Consider the following 25,408-nt stretch of genomic DNA (forward strand, 5'->3'; position numbering starts at 1 on the left):
ATTTCCCCGGGAATAATGTTATTCTTAACCCATTTTACAAAGCATTCTATGTAAAAAAACAGTCCACTTGGATAATGGACTGTAACGTTCTATTTTATTTTAATACATTTAACGGGTTTAGTAATTTTCCATTTTTAGACACTTCGAAATGTAAGTGTACACCTGTTGAATTACCTGTTGTACCCATGACCCCTAATTTTGACCCTTGCGCTACAACTTGTCCAACTTCCACATCAATCGATGCCAAGTGCCCATAGACTGTTTGAAAGCCATTATTATGGTCAATTGTTACCTTATTGCCGTAAGATCCATCCACACCTGCAAATGTGACTTCACCGTTATCAGCTGCTTTAATTGTGAAACCATCTGGTCTAGCAATATCAAGTCCTCGATGTAATTCGCCCCAACGATAGCCCATCTCACTTGAAATGTAGCCACCTTCTGCTGGCCATTCAAAGCTTCCGCTCCCACGTGAAGGTACTTCTTTTGTTCCCTTCACGATTACACGTGTTTCTGCTTCCTTCGTAACAGATTGTGTTGTTACTTTTTCTAAAGCAGGCTCACCATCTATTTCAGTTATTACATGCCTTACTAACTTTTTACCGTCCTCGCCCTTTTGTTTTACTTCTTTTTCACTTGTTAGCATTGTTTTATCTTTTTTAATAATTGTTTTGTGCTCTATTTTCTCAGACTTTATGGATTCTTTTGTTAGTTCGATATTAATCCAAGGCTCCAACTCTGCTACTTTTATGGTATGTCCAATTGTTAGAGATTTTTCATCTGTTAAATTTTCATTGAGTTTCAAAAGCTTAGAAGTTGAAAGTTTATATTTAGCTGCAATACTACTAAGTGTATCACCTTTTTTAACGGTATAAGATTTCTCTTGAAGCTTGCCTTTTGTTAGTAATTTAACAGCTTCCTTTGTAGTTAATACATTAGCTGGATCTGTATACTGAGTCATACCAGCTACTGATTGTTTGATAGAAATATCCACAATACGTGTTTCATTTTTCTTTAATGGTGGTAAAGTTTTATGATTATTTTCCATAGCATCCAATGACTTAAGCTCTTCGGCTGAAACATACTGTAATTTAAGCTGACGAATTGTTTCATCATATGCATCGATGTCTTTGACATAGGTAGCCACTTTACCATCGATAAGTAAGGCAAATGCTGAAGCTTTAATTTTTAAAGCATCGTCTAGCTTTTTTAAAGTATCTTCGTCATTTGTATCCTCTTGGAAAACTTGCTCTGATATAACGGATAAATCTGGTGTAGCATTAAGCGAGAGATCTTCGTATTGGGTGCTAGCCTTTTTCACCTTATCTTCAATATGTTTATCAATCAACTTTTCATTAGATACTGCTCCCATGTATTGATTCTTAATGTATATATGATAAATTTTATGCAATTGATTGTCTTTCTGAGCATTTACATAACCATTATTCAATCCTACTAATGACACGAGGAATATTGCGATAGTTGCTACTTTCATTGCTATTGATTGGCGGTTTCGTTTAGAAAATATGGAGTTCTCACTACCATTCCGATTCAAACGCATGATAAGCTCCTTTCGTTTTTTGATAAAAATCAATTATTATTTACAAGAGTTATGTCGAAATCAAGCCTCTCTAATTTAACATATTCCAATTTCCAATTGAACATATTACACTTGATGTCACTAAAATGTATAATTAACTCCATTTATTTTAAATCTTTTACAAATAAAGGGTTTTAATAGGTATTTTTTATTTATTATAAACATTTTTTGTAAACATTATTCACCATACCACTCTCTATATATACAAAAATCTCATTTCATTTTCATGAAAATTGTTACAATATAACTCTTTTTACTTTTGCATTTTAGAAAATTCCGTTAAAATTAAGTTAGAATAATTAGTTTTTTTAGAGAATGGGGAGATTAGTTTGAGTGACTCAAACAGGAGTATGGAAGACATTTTAGCAGAAGCAAAAAAAATCAATGATAGAAATAGGAAAACGTCTAAAACCCGTTTACTAAAACGCATTATTATGGTGATTACCGGTGCTATCATTATGGCGATTGGCTTGGAACAATTTCTTGTACCAAACAATATTTTAGATGGTGGAATTGTTGGTATATCTATTATTGTTTCTCACCTTAGCGGTCTACCACTAGGATTATTTATTTTCCTCTTGAACATACCCTTCTTTTTCCTCGGTTATAAGCAAATTGGGAAAACATTTGCATTATCAACCGCGTTAGGAATTACTACTCTATCTATAGCAACGGTTCTATTACACCCAATTGAACCTGTCACAAACGATTTACTATTATCTACAGTATTTGGCGGAATTGTTCTTGGTACTGGTGTCGGTATCGTTATCCGCTACGGTGGCTCTCTTGATGGGACTGAAATTATGGCCATTTTATTTAACAAAAACTCTCCGTTCTCTGTCGGCGAAATCATTATGTTCTTCAACCTAATCATTTTCGCTATAGCCGGTTTTGTTTTTACATGGGAACAAGCGATGTATTCAGTACTAGCCTATTTCATTGCTTACAAAACAATCGATGTAGTCATTCAAGGGCTCGATGAATCGAAATCAGTCTATATTATTAGCGAAGAATATGAAGAAATTGGGCGCGCTATTATGGATCGTCTTGGCCGTGGAGTAACGTACTTAATAGGAGAAGGCGCTTATACTGGTGACAGGAAAAAAGTGATTTTCACAGTCATCACGCGACTAGAAGAATCTAAACTAACAACAATTGTTGAAGAACTCGATGACCACGCATTCCTGGCAATCGGCAATATAGCTGAAGTTCGTGGTGGACGCTTTAAGAAGAAAGATATTCACTAAATGTAAAAAGGTTAATTCCCTATAAAGAATTAACCTTTTTTATTTAAATAAAAATATTAATCTCTATGCACTTTGCCATTCTATTTTGCATTTTGTGTAAATTAATATTATACAGTGTAATGCCATAAAAAAAGCGGAGATAATTATCTCCGCTTTTTTTCTATTTATTAATTAATGCTTATTCTCCCAAACATCTACAAGGACATTTGTTTGATCGCGGTCTGGTCCTACTGAGAATGTAGCAATTTGAATGCCAGCTAGTTCACTAACGCGCTCAACATAGCGACGAGCGTTCACTGGTAATTCTTCTAGCGTTCTGCAGCCTGTAACGTCTTCAGACCAACCTGGAAGTTCTTCATATACTGGTTCACATTGTTCAATAATGTGAAGATTAGCAGGATATTCTGTAAGTATTTGACCATTGTATTTATAAGCTGTACAGATTTTAACTGTTTCAAGTCCTGATAATACATCAATTGAGTTTAACGATAGATCTGTAATACCACTTACTCGACGTGAGTGACGTACTACTACGCTATCAAACCAACCAACGCGGCGTGGACGTCCTGTAGTTGTACCATACTCACGACCTACTTCGCGGATTTGGTGACCTACTTCATCAAATAATTCAGTTGGGAATGGCCCGTCACCAACACGAGATGTATAAGCCTTACAAACGCCAATAACGCGCATATCTCTAGATGGCCCAACTCCGGCACCAATTGCCACTCCTCCAGCTACTGGGTTTGAAGAAGTTACAAATGGGTATGTTCCTTGATCGACGTCAAGCATAACACCTTGTGCGCCTTCAAATAATACGCGACCACCTTCATCAAGAACATCATTTAAGATTTTTGAAGTGTCTGTTACATATTTAGCAATTTCTTGACCATAACCATAGTATTCCTCAAAGATATCTTCAAAATGTAACCCTTCTGTTTCATAAAATTTCTCAAAAAGGCGATTTTTAAGAGCTAAGTTTTCACGTAGTTTATGCTCAAATACTTCACGGTCCAATAAGTCTGCCATACGGATTCCAATACGCGCTACTTTATCTTGATAGCAAGGTCCGATACCTTTAGCAGTTGTCCCAATTTTGTTGTCTCCACGGCTTTCTTCATCTACGATATCTTGTTTAATATGATAAGGTAGAATAACGTGTGCGCGGTTAGAGATACGAAGATTTTCAGTACTTACGCCTCTCTCTTGTAACCCTTTCAATTCCGTTACGATGGATTTTGGATTTACAACTAATCCGTTACCGATAACTGAAATCTTATCTTGATAGAAAATACCTGATGGAATTAAGTGTAACTTGTACGTCTCACCATCAAATTTTATCGTATGGCCAGCATTATCTCCACCCGCATAACGAGCTATTGCTTCAGCTTTTTTTGATAGGAAGTCGGTGATTTTACCTTTACCTTCATCTCCCCATTGAGTTCCCACTACTACTACTGATGTCATTACCAGCACCTCCGTCAGACGCTTTCAAGCATCCTGAATCAAACACGATAATTGTATCAACTGAAAAGGCAATAGTCAATTGAAAACAAACAAAAACACGAACGCACTATAATATATAGCAATTAACGTTCGTGTTTCATATACTCTAATATCCTCCAGCTGGCTCATGCTGCGACCAATCGACACTAACAAATTTGTTATGTTCTTTAACGAACGCAAGCTTAACCGTATCTGTTGGACCATTACGTTGCTTAGCTACAATAATTTCAATCGTATTAGCATCTTCCGTTTCTTTATCGTAGTAATCTTCACGATATAGGAAAGAAACGATATCGGCATCCTGCTCAATACTCCCGGATTCACGTAAATCACTCATCATTGGTCGTTTATCTTGACGTTGTTCAACGCCACGTGATAACTGAGATAAAGCAATAACAGGCACTTCTAATTCACGCGCTAATGCTTTTAGAGAGCGTGAGATTTCGGATACTTCTTGTTGGCGGTTTTCACGCCCACTACCACTGCCTTGAATCAGCTGCAAATAGTCGATTAAAATCATGCCAAGTCCATGTTCTTGCTTCAAACGGCGACACTTTGCTCGTATTTCATTAATACGTACACCTGGTGTATCGTCAATGAAAATGCCTGCTTTAGATAAACTGCCCATTGCCATCGTTAGTTTGCGCCAATCTTCAACATTTAAAGCACCAGTTCGTAATACTTGTGCATCAATGTTACCTTCTGCACATATCATACGCATGACAAGCTGTTCTGCACCCATTTCCAGTGAGAAGATAGCAACATTTTCCGATGTCTTTGTTCCTACATTTTGGGCAACATTCAAAGCAAATGCTGTTTTCCCAACTGAAGGTCGGGCTGCTACAATGATTAGGTCCCCACGTTGAAACCCTGCTGTTAGGCGATCCAAATCACGGAATCCTGTAGGAATACCTGTAACGTCACCTTTTCGGTGTTGTAACTGCTCAATATTTTCATATGTTTGGACGAGTACATCCTTCACGGGCTTAAAGTCGCCTGCGTTTTTGCGGCTTGCCACTTCCATCATTTTACGTTCAGCTTCTGCTAAAAGTGCATCCACTTCGTCTTCACGTGTATAACCATCTTCTACAATTTTCGTTGCTACTCTAATTAAACGGCGTAATAAAGCCTTCTCTGAAACGATTTGTGCATAATAAGCGACATTGGCTGCTGTTGGTACAGCATTGGCAAGTTCCGTTAAGTAAGAAATGCCACCGATGTCTTCTAGCTCATTATGATTGGAAAGTTCCTCTGTCACTGTAACGACGTCTATTGCTTTACCTTGATCGCTTAGACGCAACATCGTCGAGAAGATTTTAACATGCGCAGATCTATAGAAATCATCTTCAAGAAGAATTTCTGAAGCCGTTATGAGTGATTGTGGTTCAAGAAAAATGGCTCCTATGACAGATTGTTCAGCTTCAAGATTATGAGGCGGAACGCGTTCCAATAATGGATCGTTCATATATGTCTCTCCTTACGCTTCTTCTGTAACATGTACTTTCAGTGTAGCTGTTACTTCATGATGTAGCTTCACTGGTACGTTTGTAAATCCTAGTGCACGAATAGCGTCTGCTAATTCCATTTTACGTTTATCAATTTTGATACCATGTTGTTTATTTAAACCATCTGCAATTTGTTTTGTAGTCACTGCACCAAATAAACGGCCACCTTCACCTGATTTTGCTTTTAGTATAACCGTTAACTCTTCAATTTTTGCTTTTAAATCTTTAGCAGCAGCTAATTCAGCAGCAGCATCTTTTTCAGCTTTTTTCTTTTGCCCATCTAATTGGCTAATTGCTGCTTGATTTGCCTCAACAGCTAGATTATTTTTTAATAAGAAATTATGTGCATAACCATCAGCTACATTTTTGATTTCACCTTTTTTGCCTTTACCTTTAACGTCTTTTAAGAATACTACTTTCATGATTCCGAACTCCCTTCTAATACAACCTCTATTGCTTCTTTTAACATGTTAATAGCCTCATCAATTGTTGCTACGTCTAATTGGCATGCAGCATTCGTTAAATGTCCACCACCGCCAAGCTCTTCCATTACAAGCTGGACGTTAATCTCACCTAGTGAACGCGCACTAATACCAATGACTCCATCATGACGATGAGCAACTACAAATGATGCAGAAATGTCTTTCATTGTTAATAATATATCTGCTGTTTGTGCAAGTAAAACCGAGTTATAAATCTTATCATTATCCCCACGTGCTATAGCTAGCCCTTGATGTACAAACTCCGCTGTTTGGACTATTTTAGAACGTTCAATATACGTATTGATATCTTCCTTCAATATACGTTGTACTAAAATTGTATCTGCACCGTTTGTACGTAAATACGACGCTGCTTCAAACGTACGCGCTCCAGTACGTAAAGTAAAACTTTTTGTATCGACAATAATGCCTGCCAGAAGAGCTGTTGCCTCTAACATTGTTATTTTATCATTTTTTGGTTGATACTCTAATAATTCTGTTACAAGCTCCGCAGTCGATGACGCATAAGGTTCCATATATACAAGCATCGGATTTTTCACAAACTCTTCGCCACGTCGATGGTGGTCAATTACGACGACTTTCTCAGCCCTATTTATTAATTTCTCTTCAATAGTCATCGATGGCTTATGTGTATCAACAACGACTAATAATGACTTATCGGTAATTTTCGATAATGCTTCCTCCGGAGTAATAAATCGATCATAGAGATCAGACTTTTCCTTGACCACATTCATTAAGCGGACAATACTATTATCAATTTGATCGAAATCCATAACGACATAACCATCAATTTTATTCATCTGAGCCATTTTACGAACTCCAATGGCTGCTCCTATGGCGTCCATATCAGGCATTTTATGGCCCATTACGAAGACTTGATCACTATCCTGGATTAAATCACGTAGTGCATGAGAAATAACGCGTGCACGTACTCTAGTACGCTTTTCAACAGGATTTGTTTTACCACCGTAAAATTTCACTTTACCATTAGGTTGCTTGATTGCAACCTGGTCACCACCGCGCCCTAAAACAAGATCTAAACTAGATTGCGCTAGTTCACCCAGCTCTATAAGTGATTGAGAACCAGCACCAACACCAATACTTAATGTCAAAGATAAACTCTGTTTTGCAGTAGTTTCACGAATATCATCTAAAATAGAGAATTTCTTCTTCTCAATTTCTTGTAAAATGGATTCATTTAGTATCGCTATAAAACGATCCGTCGAAATGCGCTTTATAAAAATACCATATTGTGTGCCCCAATTATTAATAAGCGATGTAATGAGTGAATTTGTCTGACTACGATTTTGATCATCCATACCTTGTGTGATTTCGTCATAGTTATCAACAAAGAGGACTGCTATTACTGACCGATCTTCATAGTAAAGCGTTTCAATTTCTACTTGCTCAGTGATATCAAAGAAATATAATAACCTTTCTTCGGGTTTATAAAATGCTCTATACTTACGATCCCTAAGAGTGATATTCATCTCATGCTTCTCATCATGTTTGATTAATGTATAGAGATCTTCTGAAAGTGTAAAAATCTCCTCTCCCATTAATGTATCTACATCTAAAATACCTAGCATATATGGATTCGACCATTCAATCATATATTGAGTATCAATTAAAATGATACCAATAGGCATTTCAAGCAAGGCCTCTTCCCCTACTTTTTTCATACGATATGAGAGTGTTTCAATGTGCTTTTCTGTTTCTTCATAGGTTGTTTTTTCCGTTTTCCATGTCATTATTAGCGCCAATACCACTACAAGACCATAAGCGATACCAATGAACGGATTCCACATTATACATACGATAACGCTTGCTACACTAAGAAGAGACAGAATTAAAAGAGGATATCGAATTGGTCTTTTTCTGAACAAAGTACCCATAGAATTCAGCTCCTTATTTTCTCGGCGTTCCCGTCACAAGCGCACGAATATTAAATCCTAAATCCACAATACCAAGTAGCGTAACAAACGAGTATAGAGGTAACGCTAAAATAGTACTTATTATTGCAACCCATTTAGGCCATTCTTGCTCATGTATATAGTAGTGAATAAATGAAATCCCTTGTAACAGCAGTAATGTGCTCAGTATAAATGACAGATTCAAAAAAGCCATATCAGCGAAAGAGCCACTTTCAGGTTTTATAAATAATGTCACTATTAAAACTAGCATATAGTACCATAAAACCGATCTAGGCAATTGAAGGTCTTTAAATGGTGCAAATTTTGGAACAGTTATTCCAAAACGTTTTAATAACGGTAAATTAACTGTAATGATAATAAAAGTGATTATGAATACAGACATCGTAATCATAGTCGGCATTACCATAGTTACTAAATTAAACATTTGCTCTAACTGTTCAGCAGTCAACGCTTTAACACCCGGCATAGTCTTAGCTAATTCATTTGATCTTTCATAGCTTTCTCTGGCGATGTCCATCAAAATCTTCAAACTATCTACATTGAATAATTTTACCGAGATAACATACATAATCGCCATAGATAGTAATACACTAATACCTGTAGTCATAAATAAATAAACTTTGCTTTTTTTCATACGCAGTGTGTCGCCAATTAAAAATCCTGCAAGGCAGAAAATAATAGCAAGTGGCAGGGACATTATACCTGTAACAAGTATAGAAACTCCTATACTAACAACAGCTACTATCATTGATGCTTTGCGATCATACATTGTACTATACCAAGCAATTGGAAAAGAAATAAACCATATTGTTACCAAAGATAATATAGGAATATATGAAGTAATCGCTAAAAGGGCTGTAAATATTACGGCCATCATCGCCCCTTGTGTCAGTTGTTGCGTTTTATTTTTAGGCATTTATAACCTTCCTTTTTTCAAAAGACTATCTTTTATTTCATCTTATTATTGTACCATGTTTCATGTTCATGAACAAAAATGCACTAGGCTATACTTTTGTGGATTATGAGGTGTTTAATGGAGATATTTTATGCAGTTCGTTTAACTACTATAAAATAAATTAGATTGATGTAGGTATTATTTTTGTAAAAAAAAAAAAAGACCGGTTACCCGGTCTTTAGAAAGTTATTATCTTTCTTCTGTGCTGAATGGAAGTAAGCCCATAATACGAGAAACTTTAATTGAAGCTGTAAGTTTACGTTGGTATTTTGCGCTAGTACCAGTTACACGGCGTGGAAGAATTTTTCCGCGCTCAGAGATGAATTTTTTCAACAAATCTACATCTTTATAGTCGATGTGTTTGATGTTGTTAGAAGTGAAATAGCAAACTTTACGGCGTTTGCGGCCTCCTCTACGTGGTGCCATAGTATTGTCGCCTCCTTAAGTATATTGGTATATATTGCGTGCAATGGATTTTTACTTAGAATGGTAAGTCATCTTCAGAAACTTCGATTGGACCACCATTGTTGTTAGCAAATGGATCTTCATCTACACGCGTATAGTTTTGCTGACTAGGTGATTGATTCTGTTGATAAGATGGTTGTTGCTGATAGTTGTTTTGTTGTGGAGCTTGGCTGTACGATTGTTCACCACCATATGATGGTTGTCCACCGTACTGTTGCTGTCCTTGTGGACGATCTCCTGCAGCACCGCGCGGCTCTAAGAACTGCACGCTATCTGCAACAACTTCAGTTGTGTAAACACGTTTACCATCTTGTCCTTCATAACTACCTGTTTGGATACGGCCTTCTATGCCCGCTAGACTTCCTTTTTTCAAGAAGTTAGCAGTATTTTCAGCTTGTTTACGCCAAACAACACAGTTAATAAAGTCCGCTTGTTTTTCACCTTGTTGGTTAGCAAATGTTCTATTTACAGCAATTGTAAAGCGAGCAACAGCTGCGCCACTTGGTGTATAGCGAAGTTCCGGATCTTTTGTTAGTCTTCCAACTAATACGACTCGGTTAATCATCAGAATACAACCTCCTTTATCTGCGATTTTTATAAATTTAGATTATTTTTCTTCTTCGCGAACTGCAATGTGGCGAATAATGTCTTCGCTAATGTTAGCAAGACGAGTGTATTCGTTGATAGCTTTAGCGTCAGCGTTGATTTTCACGATTTGGTAGAAACCTTCACGGAAATCATTGATTTCGTAAGCTAAGCGGCGTTTGCCCCACTCTTTAGATTCGATGACTTCAGCGCCGTTTGAAGTTAAGATTTCGTTGAAGCGTTCTACAAGAGCCTTCTTCGCATCTTCTTCAATGTTTGGGCGAATGATGTACATTAATTCGTACTTTTTCATCTATAAGCACCTCCTTATGGACTTTGGCCCGACTAGTTGCAGTGGGCAAGGAGCAAGTAAATTTATTACTCACATCAGTGAATTGTAGCACATTAATTTGAATATAGCAACCTTCATCCCTATACTTTTCCAAGTCATTTCCATTATACTTAGCGTAGAGGTGATTATTTTGATAGAACACGAAAAACCTTCAATTATTGAGCTAGATTTAAAGAAAATAGCTTGGCAAAACATCATTATGACTTTTAGCTTAATGATCGGACTTATTATTCTAAATGGTTGGATCCATCAAGTATTTGAACTAAATTTTTCACTTTTAAGTATTATATTATTTATCGTATATTATATTATTTTAATTGTGTTACATGAAATTTTTCATTTAATTGGTTTTATGATTTTTGGTAAAGTACCTTTTCACTCACTGGATTACGGTGTGAATTTGAAAATGGGTGTTGCCTATGCAACAACGAAAGAGCCTATTTGTAATAAGGCAATGAAAAAAGCACTTCTACTACCTTTTTGGACAACCGGCGTTATTCCTGCTGTTTTTGGTCTCTACTTTAATAGTACGATGCTTGTTGTATTAGGAGCTTGGTTAATTGCTGGTGCTGTTGGGGATTTTGCTATGTATTTCGCACTTCGTAAATATCCAAATACATTTTGGGTAAAAGATGACCCTGATTTACCTAGATTATATTTGTACAAAAACAAAACATATTAAAATAAAAAAAGACAGAGCCGGATACATCCAGCACTGTCTTTTAATTTTATATTATACGTTGAAGCGGAATAACATAACATCGCCATCTTGTACGATGTATTCTTTACCTTCTTGACGTACTTTACCTGCTTCTTTGGCTGCAGTCATTGAGCCATATGCCATTAAATCTTCGTAAGCAACTGTTTCTGCACGGATAAATCCACGTTCAAAGTCAGAGTGGATAACACCAGCGCATTGTGGTGCTTTCATCCCTTTACGGAATGTCCATGCACGTACTTCTTGTACACCTGCTGTGAAGTAAGTTGCTAGTCCAAGTAGATTGTAGGATGCACGAATTAATTGGTCTAAACCAGATTCTTCGATTCCTAGTTCTTCAAGGAACATTGCTTTTTCTTCATCATCAAGTTCTGCAATTTCTTCTTCGATTTTCGCACAAATAACAATTACTTCTGCGCCTTCAGCTTTTGCATATTCGCGCACTTTTTGTACATATTCATTGTCGTCAGCATTAGCTACTTCATCTTCAGAAACGTTAGCTACGTATAGCATAGGTTTCACAGTCAGTAGGTGGAACCCTTTAACGATTTTAAATTCTTCTTCAGTAAAGTCAATAGAGCGACCCGGTTTTTCAGCTTCAAAAGTTTCTTTTAGGCGAGTCAAAATCGGTGCTTCTGCCATTGCATCTTTATCTTTTTGTTTTGCTAATTTTTCAACACGAGACAAGCGTTTTTCAACTGCTTCTAAATCTGCAAGAATTAACTCAAGGTTAATAACTTCGATATCTTCGATTGGATCTACTTTACCTGATACATGTGTGATATTATCGTCAGCGAAACAACGAACTACTTGTGTAATTGCATCTACTTCACGAATGTGTGCTAAGAACTTGTTACCAAGCCCTTCACCTTTACTAGCGCCTTTTACGATACCAGCAATATCAGTAAATTCAAAAGCTGTTGGCACAGTTTTCTTCGGCTCTACTAATTCCGTTAATTTTTGTAGACGATTATCTGGTACTTCAACGATTCCTACGTTTGGATCAATCGTACAGAATGGATAGTTTGCAGATTCTGCTCCTGCTTTTGTAATTGCATTAAACAATGTTGATTTACCTACGTTTGGTAAACCTACGATGCCAGCTGTTAAAGCCATTCTATTCACAACCTTTCAATTTTTCATAAACAGTATTATATTTACACGACTTGTTAATTATAGAGACTCATCTAATAAAAGTCTAATTTTGCTCTTCTGTTACAGGATTAGCAGGAATTAATATTTTCTTTAACTTTTTTTCAAAGTCTCTTCGTGGAATCATCACGCTATGCTGACATCCTTCGCATTTAATACGAATATCTGCACCCATTCGGATAATTTTCCACTCGTTTGTTCCACAAGGATGTTGTTTTTTCATTTCTACAACGTCGCCCAACTCAAACTTTTTTGCTTCCATCATCTTTCTCCTTCTTCGTTAAATGTTTGATTATTATCTCTTTCATAAACCATCATTTTTGGATAAGGAATTTCGATACGATTTCGATCAAAAATTTCTTTTACATCACGACGAACCATACGTGATATTGCAAAATGTTGCATTGGTAATGTTTCCACTGAAATACGAAGAGAAACTTCTGCACCTACGACATTTTGTACGCCTAATAATGTAGGAGGCGCAGTTATTTCTTCATGTTTTTTTGGTAGCTCTTTAAGATATTCCTCTATCAAGCGCTCTGCTTTTGCGATATCTGAGCTATAAGCAACACTTACATCGATAATAGCAATTGAATTATTTATAGAATAGTTTACAACATCAGTGATTGAACCATTTGGAACAATATTAATCTCTCCTGCAGCACCTTTAATTTTAGTTGTACGTAACCCAATTTCGAGTACAGTACCTTCTACTGAAGTGATTTTAATATAGTCACCAACACCAAACTGATCTTCAAAAATAATGAAGAATCCAGTGATGACGTCTTTCACTAAGCTTTGTGCACCAAACCCGACTGCTAAACCTACGATTCCGGCACCTGCTAAAAGTCCTTTAACATCTATATTTACAGCTGATAATATCGCTAAAATCGCCGAAAAATAAACTACATATGAAACAATACTTTGTACCAGTCTCAAAATAGTTCGATATCGTCTTTCAGATGCTGGTTGTAAAGGGGCTGGCGCTTTCATACGGATTTCAAATCCTTTACGAATAGCTATTTTAGCTACACGTACAACAACCATTGATAATATCGTGATTGCTGTAATTTTTATTGTTGCAAGACCAACACCTATCCACATTTCTTCACTAGTCAAAGCTGCCATAAAGTTCTTATACATTTTTTCCAATTTTGCCGCTCCTCTTGCATAAAAAATTCTCGTTATGCGTATAATGCTGAAAAAAGAAAGAGAGATTCTGGATGCTTATAACTTCGAATCAACCATTTTCACATGTTCTTCATTATAAAGAATCAGGTGCCATTTGGAGGTTGAGCTCTTTCCTTTTAGAGCATATACCATTTCATCACGAAAATCTTGTATTTTGCTGTATTGGAACCGATCGCTCTACTGGAGACTCACTCGGACCATTAGCCGGCAGTTTTTTAAATCAGTATGTTTCATTTCCTTATGAAATTATAGGGACTTTGGAAAAACCCCTTCATGCACTGAATCTAACAGATACAGTTGATAATTTATCTACCCATGAAATACAGCCGTTTGTAGTTGCCATTGATGCTTGTCTTGGTTCACAGCAACGCATTGGGGAAATTATTGTACATGAGGGACCTTTACTGCCTGGCAAAGCTGTGAAGAAGGAGCTCCCCCCTATTGGCGATATGTCTATAAAAGGCATAGTCAATATTGGAGGATTTATGGAGCATGCAGTTTTACAAAACACTCGCCTACATGTTACGTACGAAATGAGCCAGCAAATTTCCCGCGCATTATTTTTAGCATGGAGTCGTTATTCTTTAAAAAAGGTACATGAACATAACCGCGATGGCCACAATGAGTATTCCCGGAAGTAAATTGGCCACGCGGATTTTCGTTAAGCCTACTAAATTAAGACCTATTGCAAGAATCATAATACCACCTGTCGCGGTCATTTCTTGAATGAACATTTGTAGTGCAGCATCAGGTATGAACCGACTAATTTGTCCTGCAAAAACAGCAATAATACCTTGATACAAAAATACCGGAACAGCAGATAAAATAACTCCTATCCCTAGTGTCGAAGCTAAAATTACTGCTGTAAAACCATCAATAATACCTTTTGTTATTAAAACAGAATGATCATCACGTAGCCCACTATCTAACGCACCTATTATAGCCATGGAACCAATAACAAAAATAAGAGTAGCGTTAACAAAACCTTGTGAAATATTCCCATCTTTAGCCTTGTTTCCTAGTTTTCTCTCAAGAAACTGACCTAGACGGTTTAATTGCTTATCTAGATCAATCCATTCTCCTAGAATAGCACCAAATACAAGGCTAACAATGACGATGATAAAATTCTCACTTTGTATGCCCATTTGAATGCCCAACACTGCGACAGCTAGACCTATAATACTCATCACTGTCTCTTTAGTGTTATCGGGTATTCTCTGTAACAATCTACCAATTAACGTGCCAATTACAATCAACACTGCGTTTATTGCCGTACCTAATAGAACCAAGTGAAATCCTCTCAATCTTCGAGTAATTCTAATATACGTTCTAAATCATCAGCAGAGAAAAATTCAATTTCAATTTTCCCCTTATTTTTCGATTCCTTAATTGTCACGTTCGTACCAAAATAATCACGTAACTGTGATTCCTTTTCGGCAATGAAAATATCCTTTTTCACTTTCTTCTTTGTTTCACGTGAAACATTGTCATTCATAGATTGTACTAATGCCTCTAACTGACGAACGTTCAAATGCTGAGTTAACACTTTTTCAGTTACTTGTGATATTAATTTTCTTCTTTTCAATCCCAGTAATGCACGACCATGACCCATTGTGATTTTACCTTCTGATAAAAGAATACGCACATCTTCCGGCAATGCTAACAACCGGACATGGTTCGCAATATGTGGACGACTTTTCCCTAAACGAGCTGCTAATTGTTCCTGCGTTAAGTTTAAGTTATCCATTAGATTTGTATAAGCCTCAGCCTCTTCAATTGGGGTTAAATCTTCACGTTGTAAATTCTCAAGAATTGCTAACTCCATCATCTGTTGATCGTCCATCTCTCGGACAACAACCGGAATTTCTGTTAACCCCGCAAGTTTGGAAGCTCTAAATCGTCTTTCACCAACAACAATTTCATAAAAGTTAACTCGTTTGCGTGCAATAATTGGTTGCAAAACTCCATGTTCTTTAATGGATATGGCCAATTCCTCGATTGCAGACTCATCAAAAATTTTCCGAGGTTGATATGGATTTGCTCGTAAATCTGTTAATGCCAAATGCTCAATTGTTTCATTACTAGATAAAGATTCACCTGGGAATAATGCGTTAATTCCTTTTCCTAGACCTTTAGCCATTTTTAATCACTTCCCTTGCAAGCTCTAAATATCCTTCTGCCCCACGCGATTTTGCATCATATACAATAATTGGTTCCCCGTGACTTGGCGCTTCACTTAAACGGACATTACGTGGGATAACCGTTTTAAACACTTTATCTTGAAAATATTTTTTCACTTCTTCTATTACTTGAAGACCCAGATTCGTACGTGCGTCAAGCATCGTCAATAAAACACCCTCAATTGTTAGTTGATGATTTAAATGCTTCTGTACTAACCGGACAGTTGATAATAGCTGACTTAATCCTTCTAAAGCGTAATATTCACATTGTACAGGAATCAAAATTGAATCAGATGCTGTTAATGAATTAATTGTTAACAATCCAAGAGATGGTGGACAGTCAATTACGATGTAATCATAGTCGTTTTTTATATCTTCAATTGCATGTTTTAACCGTACTTCTCTTGAAATTGTTGATACTAGTTCTATTTCAGCCCCCGCTAACGCAATTGTAGCAGGTACTATATATAAATTTTCTACTTTTGTTTCTCGAATGACATCTTTAATTGGTTCGTCATCAATTAGCACATCATAAATACATTTATGTACTTCACCTTTGTTAACCCCAACTCCACTCGTTGCATTTCCTTGAGGGTCTGTATCAATCATTAATACTTTTTTACCTAAATGGGCGAGGCAAGCGCTAAGATTAACTGATGTTGTAGTTTTTCCTACGCCGCCTTTCTGGTTAGCGATTGCAATTGTTTTACCCACATGTGCACCTGCTTTCCAAAATCAATTTTATAAAAATAGGCAATATTAAATTAATTTGAATACCTAATTTTCATTCTATCAAAAAAAAGTACAATAGGCTCTTATTATAAAAGAAATATATATAAAAAAACTCTTGTCTTAAATACTAGACAAGAGTTTAAAATAGATGAAATTATGATTTCTTTTTCGGTATCTTCACAGTGATTTGATAAAACTCATCATGTTCTTCTTCTTCGGCTTCTACATTAATACCTGTTTTTGTAACCATCGTAAGTGATTGTCGAATGGTATTTAATGCAATACGAATGTCTTTACTAATTGCTTTACGGGTTGGTTTATTTTTCTTTGGCTTTTCAGCAGGATTTAGAATTCCATCAATTCTTTGCTCTAACTGTCGTACATTATAATCATTGTCGATTATTTCTTGTAACAACGCTAATTGTAATTCCTTATCTTTAACAGGTACCAAAGCACGTGCGTGACGTTCTGAAATTTCCCTTTTTAAAATAGCCATTTGGATTTCTTCAGGTAACTTTAATAAGCGGATTTTATTAGCTATTGTTGACTGACCTTTACCAAGCCTTTGGGCAAGTGCTTCTTGTGTTAAACCATGAAGTTCTAATAATTTTAGGTAAGCCTGTGCTTCCTCAATTGATGTAAGTTCTTCACGTTGTAAGTTTTCAATTAACGCCACTGAAGCTGTTTCTTTGTCATTCATTTCACGGACGATTGCGGGCACTTCTGTCCACTCTAGCATTTTCATCGCGCGATAACGACGCTCACCGGCAATTATTTCGTAATGACCTTCTTCCATTTTTCGAACGACGATTGGTTGAATTACACCGTGTGTACGGATTGTTCGTGCAAGCTCTTCAATCTTCGAATCATCGAAAATTGTACGTGGCTGATAACGATTCGGCTGGATCTCATCAATAAGGAGTTTAACAACCGATTCCGCACTTTCTACCTCATTTTTCGAGTCGTGTTCTACTTTCTCACCACTTCCAAAAAAACGTGAAAAAGTACTTTTCATCCCTTGGCACCACCTTTAACGATATTTCCAAGCATTCTCCATCTAATATCATAGGTAAAAGCCCGTTAGAAGGTGGAGAGAACTATTTATATTTTGACTATCATTGTGCAATAAGTAACTTCTACATATCATTATAGTTATTTTCTATAAAAAACGTAAGAACCCTTTTATGTTTCACGTGGAACGAAACAATTATTGGATTGGTGATTTGTTTGGTACACCTGGCTTACGTGGATACTTCTTCGGTGTATTTTTTGTTTTATTAAAAATAAAAATAGAACGTTCACTATCTTCTATTGGTAATAAGAATGAATAGCTATCTACTAATTTAGCACCTAATACTGTTAATGCCTTTTTTGCATCCTTCATCTCTTCATCACCACTTGCTGCTTTCATCGCAACAAAATGGCCGTTTGTTTTCACAAGCGGTATACATAACTCAGAAAGTACTGATAATCTAGCGACTGCACGAGCTGTCACAAGATCAAATTGTTCTCTATATTTCGGATTTTGACCAAAATCCTCTGCACGTGAATGAACAAATTCCACATGATCTAAATTTAGCTGTTCACTTAAATGTGTTAAAAATTGAATACGTTTATTTAATGAATCTACAATTGTCACTTGTAAATGTGGGAAACAGATTTTAATCGGAATACTCGGAAAACCTGCACCTGCTCCTACATCACATATCGATTGCACTTTATCGAAATCCATATAAAAAGTAGCACTAATAGAATCGTAGAAATGCTTTAAATAAACAGATGGCTGGTCAGTAATTGCAGTTAAGTTCATTTTCTCATTCCATTCAACTAATAGTTCAAAATAAGTATGAAATTGTTTTAACTGTCCCTCTGATAACTCAATTCCTTGTTCTTTTAAAGCCTGCACAAACTGTTCTTCGTTCATGATTTTCCCCTTCCATGTAGTGCCACTGTTGGTTTTATCATATTAATCGTTGCTCGCTAATTTCGCTATTCTACCATGTTCAATATACACTAGTAAAATTGAAATGTCAGCCGGGTTTACACCCGAAATACGTGATGCCTGCGCAACAGATAGTGGTCTTACTTGTTTTAATTTTTGTTTTGCTTCAGTTGCAATTCCTGAAATTGCTTCATAATCAATGTTCTCCGGAATTTTTTTGTCTTCCATTTTTTTAAGCTTATCTACTTGTTGAAGTGCTTTTTCAATATAACCTTCATATTTTACCTGAATTTCGATTTGCTCTTTTTCCTCTGTTGATAACTCAACAGGTGACTCAGTTAATGTTGACAATAATTCATACGTCATTTCTGGTCGTTTTAATAGATCAGCTGCACGGATACCATCTTTTAATTCACTACTACCTAAATCACGTAATAAACCTTGTGTTTTAGCATCCGGTTTTAAAATTGTATCACGAAGACGTTTAATTTCATTGTCTACTTTTTGACGTTTTATATTAAATCTATCATAACGTTCTTGAGTAATTAAACCTGCTTCATAAGCACGATCAGATAAACGCATATCCGCATTGTCATGACGTAGTAATAATCGGTATTCTGCACGAGATGTTAATAGACGATATGGTTCGTTTGTTCCTTTTGTTACAAGGTCATCGATTAACACACCTATATATGCATCTGCACGTCCTAGAATCATCTCTTCTTTACTAAGCGCTTTAGCAGCAGCGTTAATTCCAGCCATTAGACCTTGTCCAGCAGCTTCTTCATAACCTGAAGTACCGTTAATTTGTCCAGCTGTATATAAGTTTGCAATGCGTTTAGTTTCTAGTGTTGGCCATAATTGTGTTGGCACAATTGCATCGTATTCGATTGCGTAACCTGCTCTCATCATTTCTGCCTTTTCTAGACCTGGCACCGATTCCAACAGTTTGCGTTGTACATGTTCAGGTAAGCTTGTTGATAACCCTTGAACATACACTTCACGTGTATTACGACCTTCTGGTTCTAAGAATAATTGATGACGAGGCTTATCACTAAAACGAACAACCTTATCTTCAATCGATGGGCAATAACGTGGGCCCGTACCTTTAATCATCCCTGAATACATTGGAGATAAATGAAGATTATCATTAATGATTTCATGTGTTTCTTCACTTGTATATGTCAGCCAACATGGTAGTTGATCTGTAATATATTCAGTCGTTTCATAACTAAATGCACGAGGCTCTGTATCACCAGGCTGAATTTCAGTTTTACTGTAATCAATTGTTTTGCTGTTAACACGTGGTGGTGTACCTGTTTTAAAGCGTACTAACTCAAAGCCAAGTTCTTTTAGATTATCTGCTAATTTAATAGATGGCTGTTGGTTATTTGGACCACTTGAATACTTCAAGTCACCAATAATGATTTCACCACGTAGGAATGTACCTGTTGTAACAATAACTGTTTTTGCATGATAAACAGCACCAACTTGCGTAACGATACCTTTTACTTCACCATCTTCAACGATTAATTCATCTACCATTGCTTGGTGAATTGTAAGATTTTCTTCGTCTTCTAGTAACTTTTTCATTTCTTGTTGGTAAAGTACTTTATCTGCTTGTGCGCGTAGAGCACGTACTGCAGGACCTTTACCTGTATTTAACATACGCATTTGGATATGTGTTTTATCGATAATTTTACTCATCGCACCGCCTAATGCGTCAATTTCGCGTACAACAATCCCTTTAGCCGGGCCACCTACTGAAGGATTACATGGCATAAAGGCGATCATATCAAGATTGATTGTTAACATAAGTGTTTTTGCACCCATTCTTGACGCAGCATATGCAGCTTCTACTCCTGCATGACCTGCTCCAATTACAATCACATCGAACGTGCCTGCTTCAAATTTTGTTGGCATGCTCGTTACTTCCTTTCTATATTTAAGTTTATTTCCCTAAACAGAATTGTGAAAATAGCTGATTGATTAAGCTTTCTTGCACGGTATCTCCAATAATTTCACCAAGAAGTTCCCATGTTCTAGTGACATCGATTTGAATCATATCGACAGGTACACCCGCGTGAGCTGCTTCAATAGCATCCTTAATCGTTGAATGCGCTTGGTGTAGTAAAGCGATATGCCGTGCATTTGATACATATGTCATATCTCCAGCTTCCAATGATCCTTCAAAGAATAATGCCGCAATTGCTTCCTCAAGCTCTGTGACACCTTCTTCTTTAAGTAGTGATGTTGTCACCACTTTGCGATTGCCCGCTAATGCTTGTACACGAGCTAAGTCGATCTGTTGTGACAAATCTGTTTTATTAACAACGACTATATAGTCCATATTTTGAATCGTTTCGAAAAGACGTTCATCTTCCTCAGTAAGTTCATCTCCATAATTCACAACCAGCAGAATTAAATCTGCTTCTTTCAATACTTGCCTAGAGCGTTCAACACCGATGCGCTCAACGATATCCTCGGTCTCGCGAATACCTGCAGTATCGACCAACCGTAATGGAACACCTCTTACATTTACGTACTCTTCTATAATATCACGCGTTGTACCAGCAACGTCTGTAACGATTGCTTTATTTTCTTGTACAAGGCTATTTAATAGTGATGATTTGCCGACATTCGGACGACCTAGTATAACAGTTGAAAGGCCCTCACGCAAAATTTTGCCCTGAGAAGATGTTTGTAAAAGTTTCTCGATTTCTTTCATTACCCATGTAGACTTTTCGAGCATAAGTGGAATTGTCATTTCTTCAACATCGTCATATTCTGGATAATCTATGTTCACTTCTACTTGCGCTAAAGTTTCTAATAGTGCTTGTCTAAGTTCACCGATTAATCGTGATAATTTCCCGTCCATTTGACCAAGCGCTACATTCATCGCACGGTCTGTTTTTGCACGAATCAAATCCATTACAGCTTCTGCTTGGGATAAATCGATTCGGCCATTTAAGAATGCTCTCTTTGTAAATTCACCAGGCTCAGCTAATCGCGCACCATTCTTCAATACTAATTGCAGTACTCGATTCACTGAAACTATTCCACCATGACAGTTAATTTCTACTACATCTTCACGTGTAAATGTTTTTGGTCCTTTCATCATCGATAGCATAACTTCCTCTACTACCTCACCTGATTCAGGCTCCTTTAAATGTCCATAATGAATAGTATGTGACGGCTGTGTGGATAACTTTTTCCGATTCGGTGCATGAAACACACGATCTGCAATGGCAACAGCATCATCTCCACTCAAACGGACAATGGCAATTGCCCCTTCACCCATTGGCGTTGAGATAGCCGCAATTGTATCGAACTCCATAGATAATACCTCCTAAAAAATTAAAAATTATCCACATGTGGATAACCTGAAAACGAACTAACTCTCTAACATACAATAATAGCATAAAAGCTCGAAAAGTAGAATTGTGGACAACTTTTTTTAAATGCAGAAGGCGTCCGCTTAGCGACAAGGTCATTGGTAGGCGGAAGCCAAAATCGCTCTTTGAATTTACCCTTCCGTTAAAAAGCCCCAAGTAGCTAGCACCTAAAGCCGTATTACTTTTTTTGAATGCTACAGGCACTCGTTAAGCTCTACAAGTACTTGAATCTTCTAATCAAAAAACTTTCCAACTTTTTTTGAGAATTGAGGATAGCCACCTAAGTTCGCCACGTCGTGTCATAACGGTTCCAATACCAACGTCCTGTTAGCTTAGGGTGCTCGTTTAACTGCGAAACTCCCCAAACATTAGCTCCTGAAGCTAGATAGCTCTATTTAATGAAAAAACAACCATTTTTCATTCGTAAATTTATTATTTATCAAATGGATAAAGGCTAACCAACTAAAATTATCCATTAAAACAAACAAAAGCCCAGCTCATTTAAAATGAGCTGGGCTTTAACAGAATATTTCATTTATCGAATTGGTTCAATAACTAAATAGCGTTTGGTATCCGATCCAACGGAATACGTCTCGATATCAATTCGATTGGCAAGAATATGATGGATAATTTTTCGCTCATTCGAAGGCATTGGCTCTAACTCAATCTTTTTCCCTGTATGAACGGCCTTATCTGCCATACGATTTGCTAGCTGTTCCAATGATTCTTGGCGACGCTTGCGATAATTTTCTACGTCTAATTTTACTAAGACGAATCGCTTTGCGTATTGATGAACAACTAATTGTGTCAATTCTTGTAGGGAGTTTAGCGTTTGGCCACGTTTACCAATTAGTAATGCTGCCTTCTTGCTCTCTAAACTAATATTAATAATTTTACCCTTTTCTTCAACACCGATAGTTAAGTCATTGATATCTAACTGCTTAGCTATATCTGTTAAATAAGTGACTGCATGCTCAATAGCTACTGTGTTATCGTTACGTTTCTCATCTATTAATTCATTTTCTTCAACTTCCAAAGGTGATAGTTCTTGTAAGTTTTCAGTTGTCGATTCTTGTATATTTTCTACTTCACTTTTCGAAATAAGCGCTACTGCTTCTGATGATTCAATTTCACTCACTTCTACCATTGCCTGTTGCACAGATTGTTGCTCTTGATCCGATTTCTCAAGTTGTTTTTCAGTTACGCGTACATTTGCTTTACGTGAACCAAAACCTAAAAAACCCTTTTTACCTTCTTGAAGTATTTCAATATCTACTTGCTCTCGGGTAAGGTCAAGCTCTTTTAACGCTATAGAGATCGCTTCTTCTACGGTTGCTCCCATTTGCGTAATCTGTTTCACTTTTTGGCCCCTCCTGTTTTTGCAGGTTTTGTTGTTTTGTTCCACGGCTTATACATAACAAGATTTTGTATGAATGTAATAATATTACCAATTACCCAGTAAAGAGATAAAGCGGCAGGTAAATAACTACCTAATCCAATAATCATAAATGGCATGATGTACATCATAATTCGCATTTGAGGATTATCCATCGCTGGGCCAGTACGTAAAACAATAAACTGCATGATACCTGCTAGAACAGCGAGTACAATACTCGATTCTGCTAATGGGAACATGAAAAAGTCGCCCAAGTTAATTTCTGGTGTCGAGTTCATACGACTAATTGCGTGATAGAAACCAACTAGAATTGGCATTTGAATCAGCACTGGTAAGCATCCAGCTGCTGGATTAGCACCAGATTCGCTCATTAATTTCATCATTTCTTCTTGATACTTTTTCTGAGTTACTGCATCTTTGGAGCTGTATTTCTCTTTTAACTTCGCCAATTTAGGCTGTAATTCTTGCATTTTCTTCGCACTTTTTGTCTGTTTAATCATTAACGGTAAAATAGCTAAGCGAATAATGATTGTTACACAAACTATTCCCCAAGCATACGTACCCAGTAATCCTTTAAATAGCGTTATGAAAGCTACGAATGGCCAAACGATATATTTGCTCCAAAAACCTTCAGTGTCACTATAAATTGGTTGGTTATATTCTGTACACCCAGTTAATAATAATGTTATTGAAGTAAGCGCGAGAATGATCCAAAGTTTTTTCTTCAATCTTCATCCCCCTAAAATAACTTTCATTTTCTATCAGCTATTTTATCATGCACCTTCTATTACTCTCTACTACTTCTTTTTAAAACCTTCGCAATTTTTAAAACATGCTGTAAACTCTTTTTCGTTTCATGAAAATCTATAGTGGCCGCCGGATGTCTGGCGATGATCACGTATTCCATATCATTTCTCAAATCATCTTGTAATTCGAAGAAACTCTGACGGATATAACGTTTGATTTGATTTCTAGTGACTGCCTTACCTATTTTCTTATTAATGGATAGCCCAATGCGAAATTCTTCTTGTCCTTCTTTTGGTAAACAGTAGACAACAAATTGACGATTCGCAAATGACTTGCCTTTACGAAATACTTTTTGAAAATCTTCATTCTTTTTAATTCTGCGGCGTTTTTTCATCTTTGCACCTGCTTATTCATTGTTCTTTCTTCTCTATATGAAGGTTTCAATTACACTGATCGTTGATTCCCTCCAAAACGATATATTTTTACGACCTACCTCTTAAAGCTTTGCAAAAGGAGTTGACCATAATAGTTTGGCCGTTTTGGAGAAAAACCAACAATACTAAACACTAATTTCTCCATAAAGAAAAAAAAGACCACTGATGTTGGTCAGTGGACTTATGCTGATAATACTTTTCTTCCTTTACGGCGACGTGCAGCAAGTACTCTACGACCATTTTTAGAACTCATACGTGCGCGGAAGCCATGTACTTTACTATGTTTACGTTTTTTCGGTTGGTATGTGCGTTTCATTTATATGACACCTCCTGGAAAGTCTATTATAAAAAATACTACAGACAGTCTTGCATATTATATATAAATTACAGTCATTCTGTCAATGCTTATTTAGAAAATACATTTTATCGCGATCCAGTTAGCAGCGTTTTTTTATTAGTAAGTTATCCACAATCTACTATCTCACTCTCAAAAACTAGTGTGGACACTTTTTTACACCCTCAAAATTATCCACAAGACTTATAGACAGGTTCTACACAAATTCACTTGTTGTGGATAAGTTCGTTGTGTATATTTATGCAATTTGTGGATAACTTCGAAAAAATCTTGAACTGCCTGGTTTTTTTTGATAAGATTATTGTGTTTTACTCTGTAAATAAATTTGTGTATGCAAAATGTTATCCACAATTGTTGATAATGTGTGGATAGTTTTATCCACCACCTAAGAATAACATTTATCCACAGCTTGTTTTTATTGTGAGTATCTATCATGTATAGTTCATTTATAAACATATTTTAACCGCATTTATAACCAAATATTCAATAGAGATATTTATGTAAAGGAGAAAGAAGC

26 protein-coding genes are annotated in these 25,408 nt (G+C 36.5%); 3 read left to right on the top strand and 23 right to left on the bottom strand.

The annotated features are described in order from the left end of the window. Positions 1 to 94: 94 nt before the first annotated feature. Positions 95 to 1,561 (bottom strand): peptidoglycan DD-metalloendopeptidase family protein, encoded by a 1,467-nt coding sequence (locus tag MKY02_RS21790; RefSeq protein ID WP_038178811.1) that lies wholly within the window; start codon positions 1,559 to 1,561, stop codon positions 95 to 97. A gap of 473 nt (positions 1,562 to 2,034) precedes the next feature. Here MKY02_RS21790 and MKY02_RS21795 point away from each other — a divergent pair, with 473 nt between their 5' ends. Next, positions 2,035 to 2,847 (top strand): YitT family protein, encoded by an 813-nt coding sequence (locus MKY02_RS21795; protein ID WP_445329623.1) that lies wholly within the window; start codon positions 2,035 to 2,037, stop codon positions 2,845 to 2,847. A 171-nt stretch (positions 2,848 to 3,018) separates the two neighbouring features. Here the strand turns inward: MKY02_RS21795 and MKY02_RS21800 are convergent, their stop codons facing one another. From MKY02_RS21800 to rpsF, 8 genes are all read right to left on the bottom strand, one after another. After that, the gene (locus MKY02_RS21800; protein WP_038178809.1) at positions 3,019 to 4,314 is read right to left on the bottom strand and encodes an adenylosuccinate synthase; all 1,296 of its coding nucleotides are present in this window, start codon (positions 4,312 to 4,314) and stop codon (positions 3,019 to 3,021) included. 145 nt (positions 4,315 to 4,459) lie between these two features. Further along, a complete protein-coding gene (gene dnaB / locus MKY02_RS21805; protein WP_038178807.1) occupies positions 4,460 to 5,818 on the bottom strand; it encodes a replicative DNA helicase in 1,359 nt (452 codons plus the stop codon). Positions 5,819 to 5,830: 12 nt separating this feature from the next. Continuing rightward, complete coding sequence (gene rplI / locus MKY02_RS21810) at positions 5,831 to 6,280, bottom strand: 50S ribosomal protein L9 (protein WP_038178806.1); 450 nt, start codon at positions 6,278 to 6,280, stop codon at positions 5,831 to 5,833. Then, positions 6,277 to 8,253 (bottom strand): DHH family phosphoesterase, encoded by a 1,977-nt coding sequence (locus MKY02_RS21815; RefSeq protein ID WP_038178804.1) that lies wholly within the window; start codon positions 8,251 to 8,253, stop codon positions 6,277 to 6,279. Before MKY02_RS21815 ends, rplI begins: the two co-directional genes overlap by 4 nt. A gap of 13 nt (positions 8,254 to 8,266) precedes the next feature. Continuing rightward, positions 8,267 to 9,208 carry a YybS family protein gene (locus tag MKY02_RS21820; RefSeq protein WP_038178802.1) on the bottom strand — a complete coding sequence of 314 codons (942 nt, stop codon included), beginning with the start codon at positions 9,206 to 9,208 and terminating at the stop codon, positions 8,267 to 8,269. Between the two features lie 228 nt (positions 9,209 to 9,436). Continuing rightward, positions 9,437 to 9,673, bottom strand: a complete 237-nt coding sequence (gene rpsR, locus MKY02_RS21825) for a 30S ribosomal protein S18 (RefSeq protein WP_038178800.1) — start codon at positions 9,671 to 9,673, stop codon at positions 9,437 to 9,439. A gap of 55 nt (positions 9,674 to 9,728) precedes the next feature. Next, a complete protein-coding gene (gene ssb, locus MKY02_RS21830) occupies positions 9,729 to 10,277 on the bottom strand; it encodes a single-stranded DNA-binding protein (RefSeq protein WP_038178798.1) in 549 nt (182 codons plus the stop codon). 42 nt (positions 10,278 to 10,319) lie between these two features. Continuing rightward, positions 10,320 to 10,610 carry a 30S ribosomal protein S6 gene (rpsF, locus tag MKY02_RS21835; protein ID WP_038178796.1) on the bottom strand — a complete coding sequence of 97 codons (291 nt, stop codon included), beginning with the start codon at positions 10,608 to 10,610 and terminating at the stop codon, positions 10,320 to 10,322. Positions 10,611 to 10,779: 169 nt separating this feature from the next. On the opposite strand from rpsF, the gene MKY02_RS21840 reads away from it, so the two are divergent. Further along, on the top strand, positions 10,780 to 11,331 hold the full coding sequence (locus MKY02_RS21840; protein WP_235175662.1) for a DUF3267 domain-containing protein: 552 nt from the start codon (positions 10,780 to 10,782) through the stop codon (positions 11,329 to 11,331). Positions 11,332 to 11,382: 51 nt separating this feature from the next. Here the strand turns inward: MKY02_RS21840 and ychF are convergent, their stop codons facing one another. The 3 genes from ychF to MKY02_RS21855 all read right to left on the bottom strand — a co-directional run bounded on the left by ychF (position 11,383) and on the right by MKY02_RS21855 (position 13,671). Continuing rightward, the gene (gene ychF / locus MKY02_RS21845) at positions 11,383 to 12,483 is read right to left on the bottom strand and encodes a redox-regulated ATPase YchF (RefSeq protein ID WP_038178794.1); all 1,101 of its coding nucleotides are present in this window, start codon (positions 12,481 to 12,483) and stop codon (positions 11,383 to 11,385) included. Between the two features lie 82 nt (positions 12,484 to 12,565). After that, positions 12,566 to 12,781, bottom strand: coding sequence for a DUF951 domain-containing protein (locus MKY02_RS21850; protein ID WP_038178792.1), 216 nt, complete (start codon positions 12,779 to 12,781; stop codon positions 12,566 to 12,568). Beyond that, positions 12,781 to 13,671, bottom strand: coding sequence for a mechanosensitive ion channel family protein (locus MKY02_RS21855; RefSeq protein WP_412104671.1), 891 nt, complete (start codon positions 13,669 to 13,671; stop codon positions 12,781 to 12,783). The genes MKY02_RS21850 and MKY02_RS21855 overlap by 1 nt, the downstream gene beginning before the upstream one ends. A gap of 71 nt (positions 13,672 to 13,742) precedes the next feature. Here MKY02_RS21855 and yyaC point away from each other — a divergent pair, with 71 nt between their 5' ends. Continuing rightward, on the top strand, positions 13,743 to 14,351 hold the full coding sequence (yyaC, locus tag MKY02_RS21860) for a spore protease YyaC (RefSeq protein WP_081729989.1): 609 nt from the start codon (positions 13,743 to 13,745) through the stop codon (positions 14,349 to 14,351). On the opposite strand, the gene MKY02_RS21865 is transcribed toward yyaC, so the two are convergent. The 11 genes from MKY02_RS21865 to rpmH all read right to left on the bottom strand — a co-directional run bounded on the left by MKY02_RS21865 (position 14,295) and on the right by rpmH (position 24,852). After that, positions 14,295 to 14,999 (bottom strand): DUF554 domain-containing protein, encoded by a 705-nt coding sequence (locus tag MKY02_RS21865; RefSeq protein ID WP_038178783.1) that lies wholly within the window; start codon positions 14,997 to 14,999, stop codon positions 14,295 to 14,297. The genes yyaC and MKY02_RS21865 overlap by 57 nt on opposite strands. Before the next feature lie 11 nt (positions 15,000 to 15,010). Further along, positions 15,011 to 15,850, bottom strand: coding sequence for a ParB/RepB/Spo0J family partition protein (locus tag MKY02_RS21870; RefSeq protein WP_038178782.1), 840 nt, complete (start codon positions 15,848 to 15,850; stop codon positions 15,011 to 15,013). Further along, entirely contained in the window at positions 15,843 to 16,604 is a 762-nt protein-coding gene (locus tag MKY02_RS21875; protein WP_038178780.1) for a ParA family protein, read from the bottom strand. Before MKY02_RS21875 ends, MKY02_RS21870 begins: the two co-directional genes overlap by 8 nt. 172 nt (positions 16,605 to 16,776) lie before the next feature. Beyond that, positions 16,777 to 17,637, bottom strand: coding sequence for a nucleoid occlusion protein (noc, locus tag MKY02_RS21880; RefSeq protein ID WP_038178778.1), 861 nt, complete (start codon positions 17,635 to 17,637; stop codon positions 16,777 to 16,779). Between the two features lie 192 nt (positions 17,638 to 17,829). Then, the gene (gene rsmG, locus MKY02_RS21885; protein WP_038178771.1) at positions 17,830 to 18,546 is read right to left on the bottom strand and encodes a 16S rRNA (guanine(527)-N(7))-methyltransferase RsmG; all 717 of its coding nucleotides are present in this window, start codon (positions 18,544 to 18,546) and stop codon (positions 17,830 to 17,832) included. Between the two features lie 42 nt (positions 18,547 to 18,588). After that, complete coding sequence (mnmG, locus tag MKY02_RS21890) at positions 18,589 to 20,487, bottom strand: tRNA uridine-5-carboxymethylaminomethyl(34) synthesis enzyme MnmG (RefSeq protein WP_038178770.1); 1,899 nt, start codon at positions 20,485 to 20,487, stop codon at positions 18,589 to 18,591. 28 nt (positions 20,488 to 20,515) lie between these two features. Beyond that, complete coding sequence (gene mnmE, locus MKY02_RS21895) at positions 20,516 to 21,901, bottom strand: tRNA uridine-5-carboxymethylaminomethyl(34) synthesis GTPase MnmE (RefSeq protein WP_038178768.1); 1,386 nt, start codon at positions 21,899 to 21,901, stop codon at positions 20,516 to 20,518. 593 nt (positions 21,902 to 22,494) lie between these two features. After that, entirely contained in the window at positions 22,495 to 23,319 is an 825-nt protein-coding gene (gene jag / locus MKY02_RS21900) for an RNA-binding cell elongation regulator Jag/EloR (protein ID WP_038178766.1), read from the bottom strand. Next, positions 23,316 to 24,083, bottom strand: coding sequence for a membrane protein insertase YidC (gene yidC / locus MKY02_RS21905; protein ID WP_038178764.1), 768 nt, complete (start codon positions 24,081 to 24,083; stop codon positions 23,316 to 23,318). Before yidC ends, jag begins: the two co-directional genes overlap by 4 nt. A gap of 59 nt (positions 24,084 to 24,142) precedes the next feature. Beyond that, complete coding sequence (rnpA, locus tag MKY02_RS21910; RefSeq protein WP_038178762.1) at positions 24,143 to 24,496, bottom strand: ribonuclease P protein component; 354 nt, start codon at positions 24,494 to 24,496, stop codon at positions 24,143 to 24,145. Between the two features lie 221 nt (positions 24,497 to 24,717). Beyond that, the gene (gene rpmH / locus MKY02_RS21915) at positions 24,718 to 24,852 is read right to left on the bottom strand and encodes a 50S ribosomal protein L34 (RefSeq protein WP_036200974.1); all 135 of its coding nucleotides are present in this window, start codon (positions 24,850 to 24,852) and stop codon (positions 24,718 to 24,720) included. Positions 24,853 to 25,408 lie beyond the last annotated feature (556 nt).

This window comes from Viridibacillus sp. FSL R5-0888, from assembly GCF_038009105.1.
Classification (GTDB): domain Bacteria; phylum Bacillota; class Bacilli; order Bacillales_A; family Planococcaceae; genus Viridibacillus; species Viridibacillus arenosi.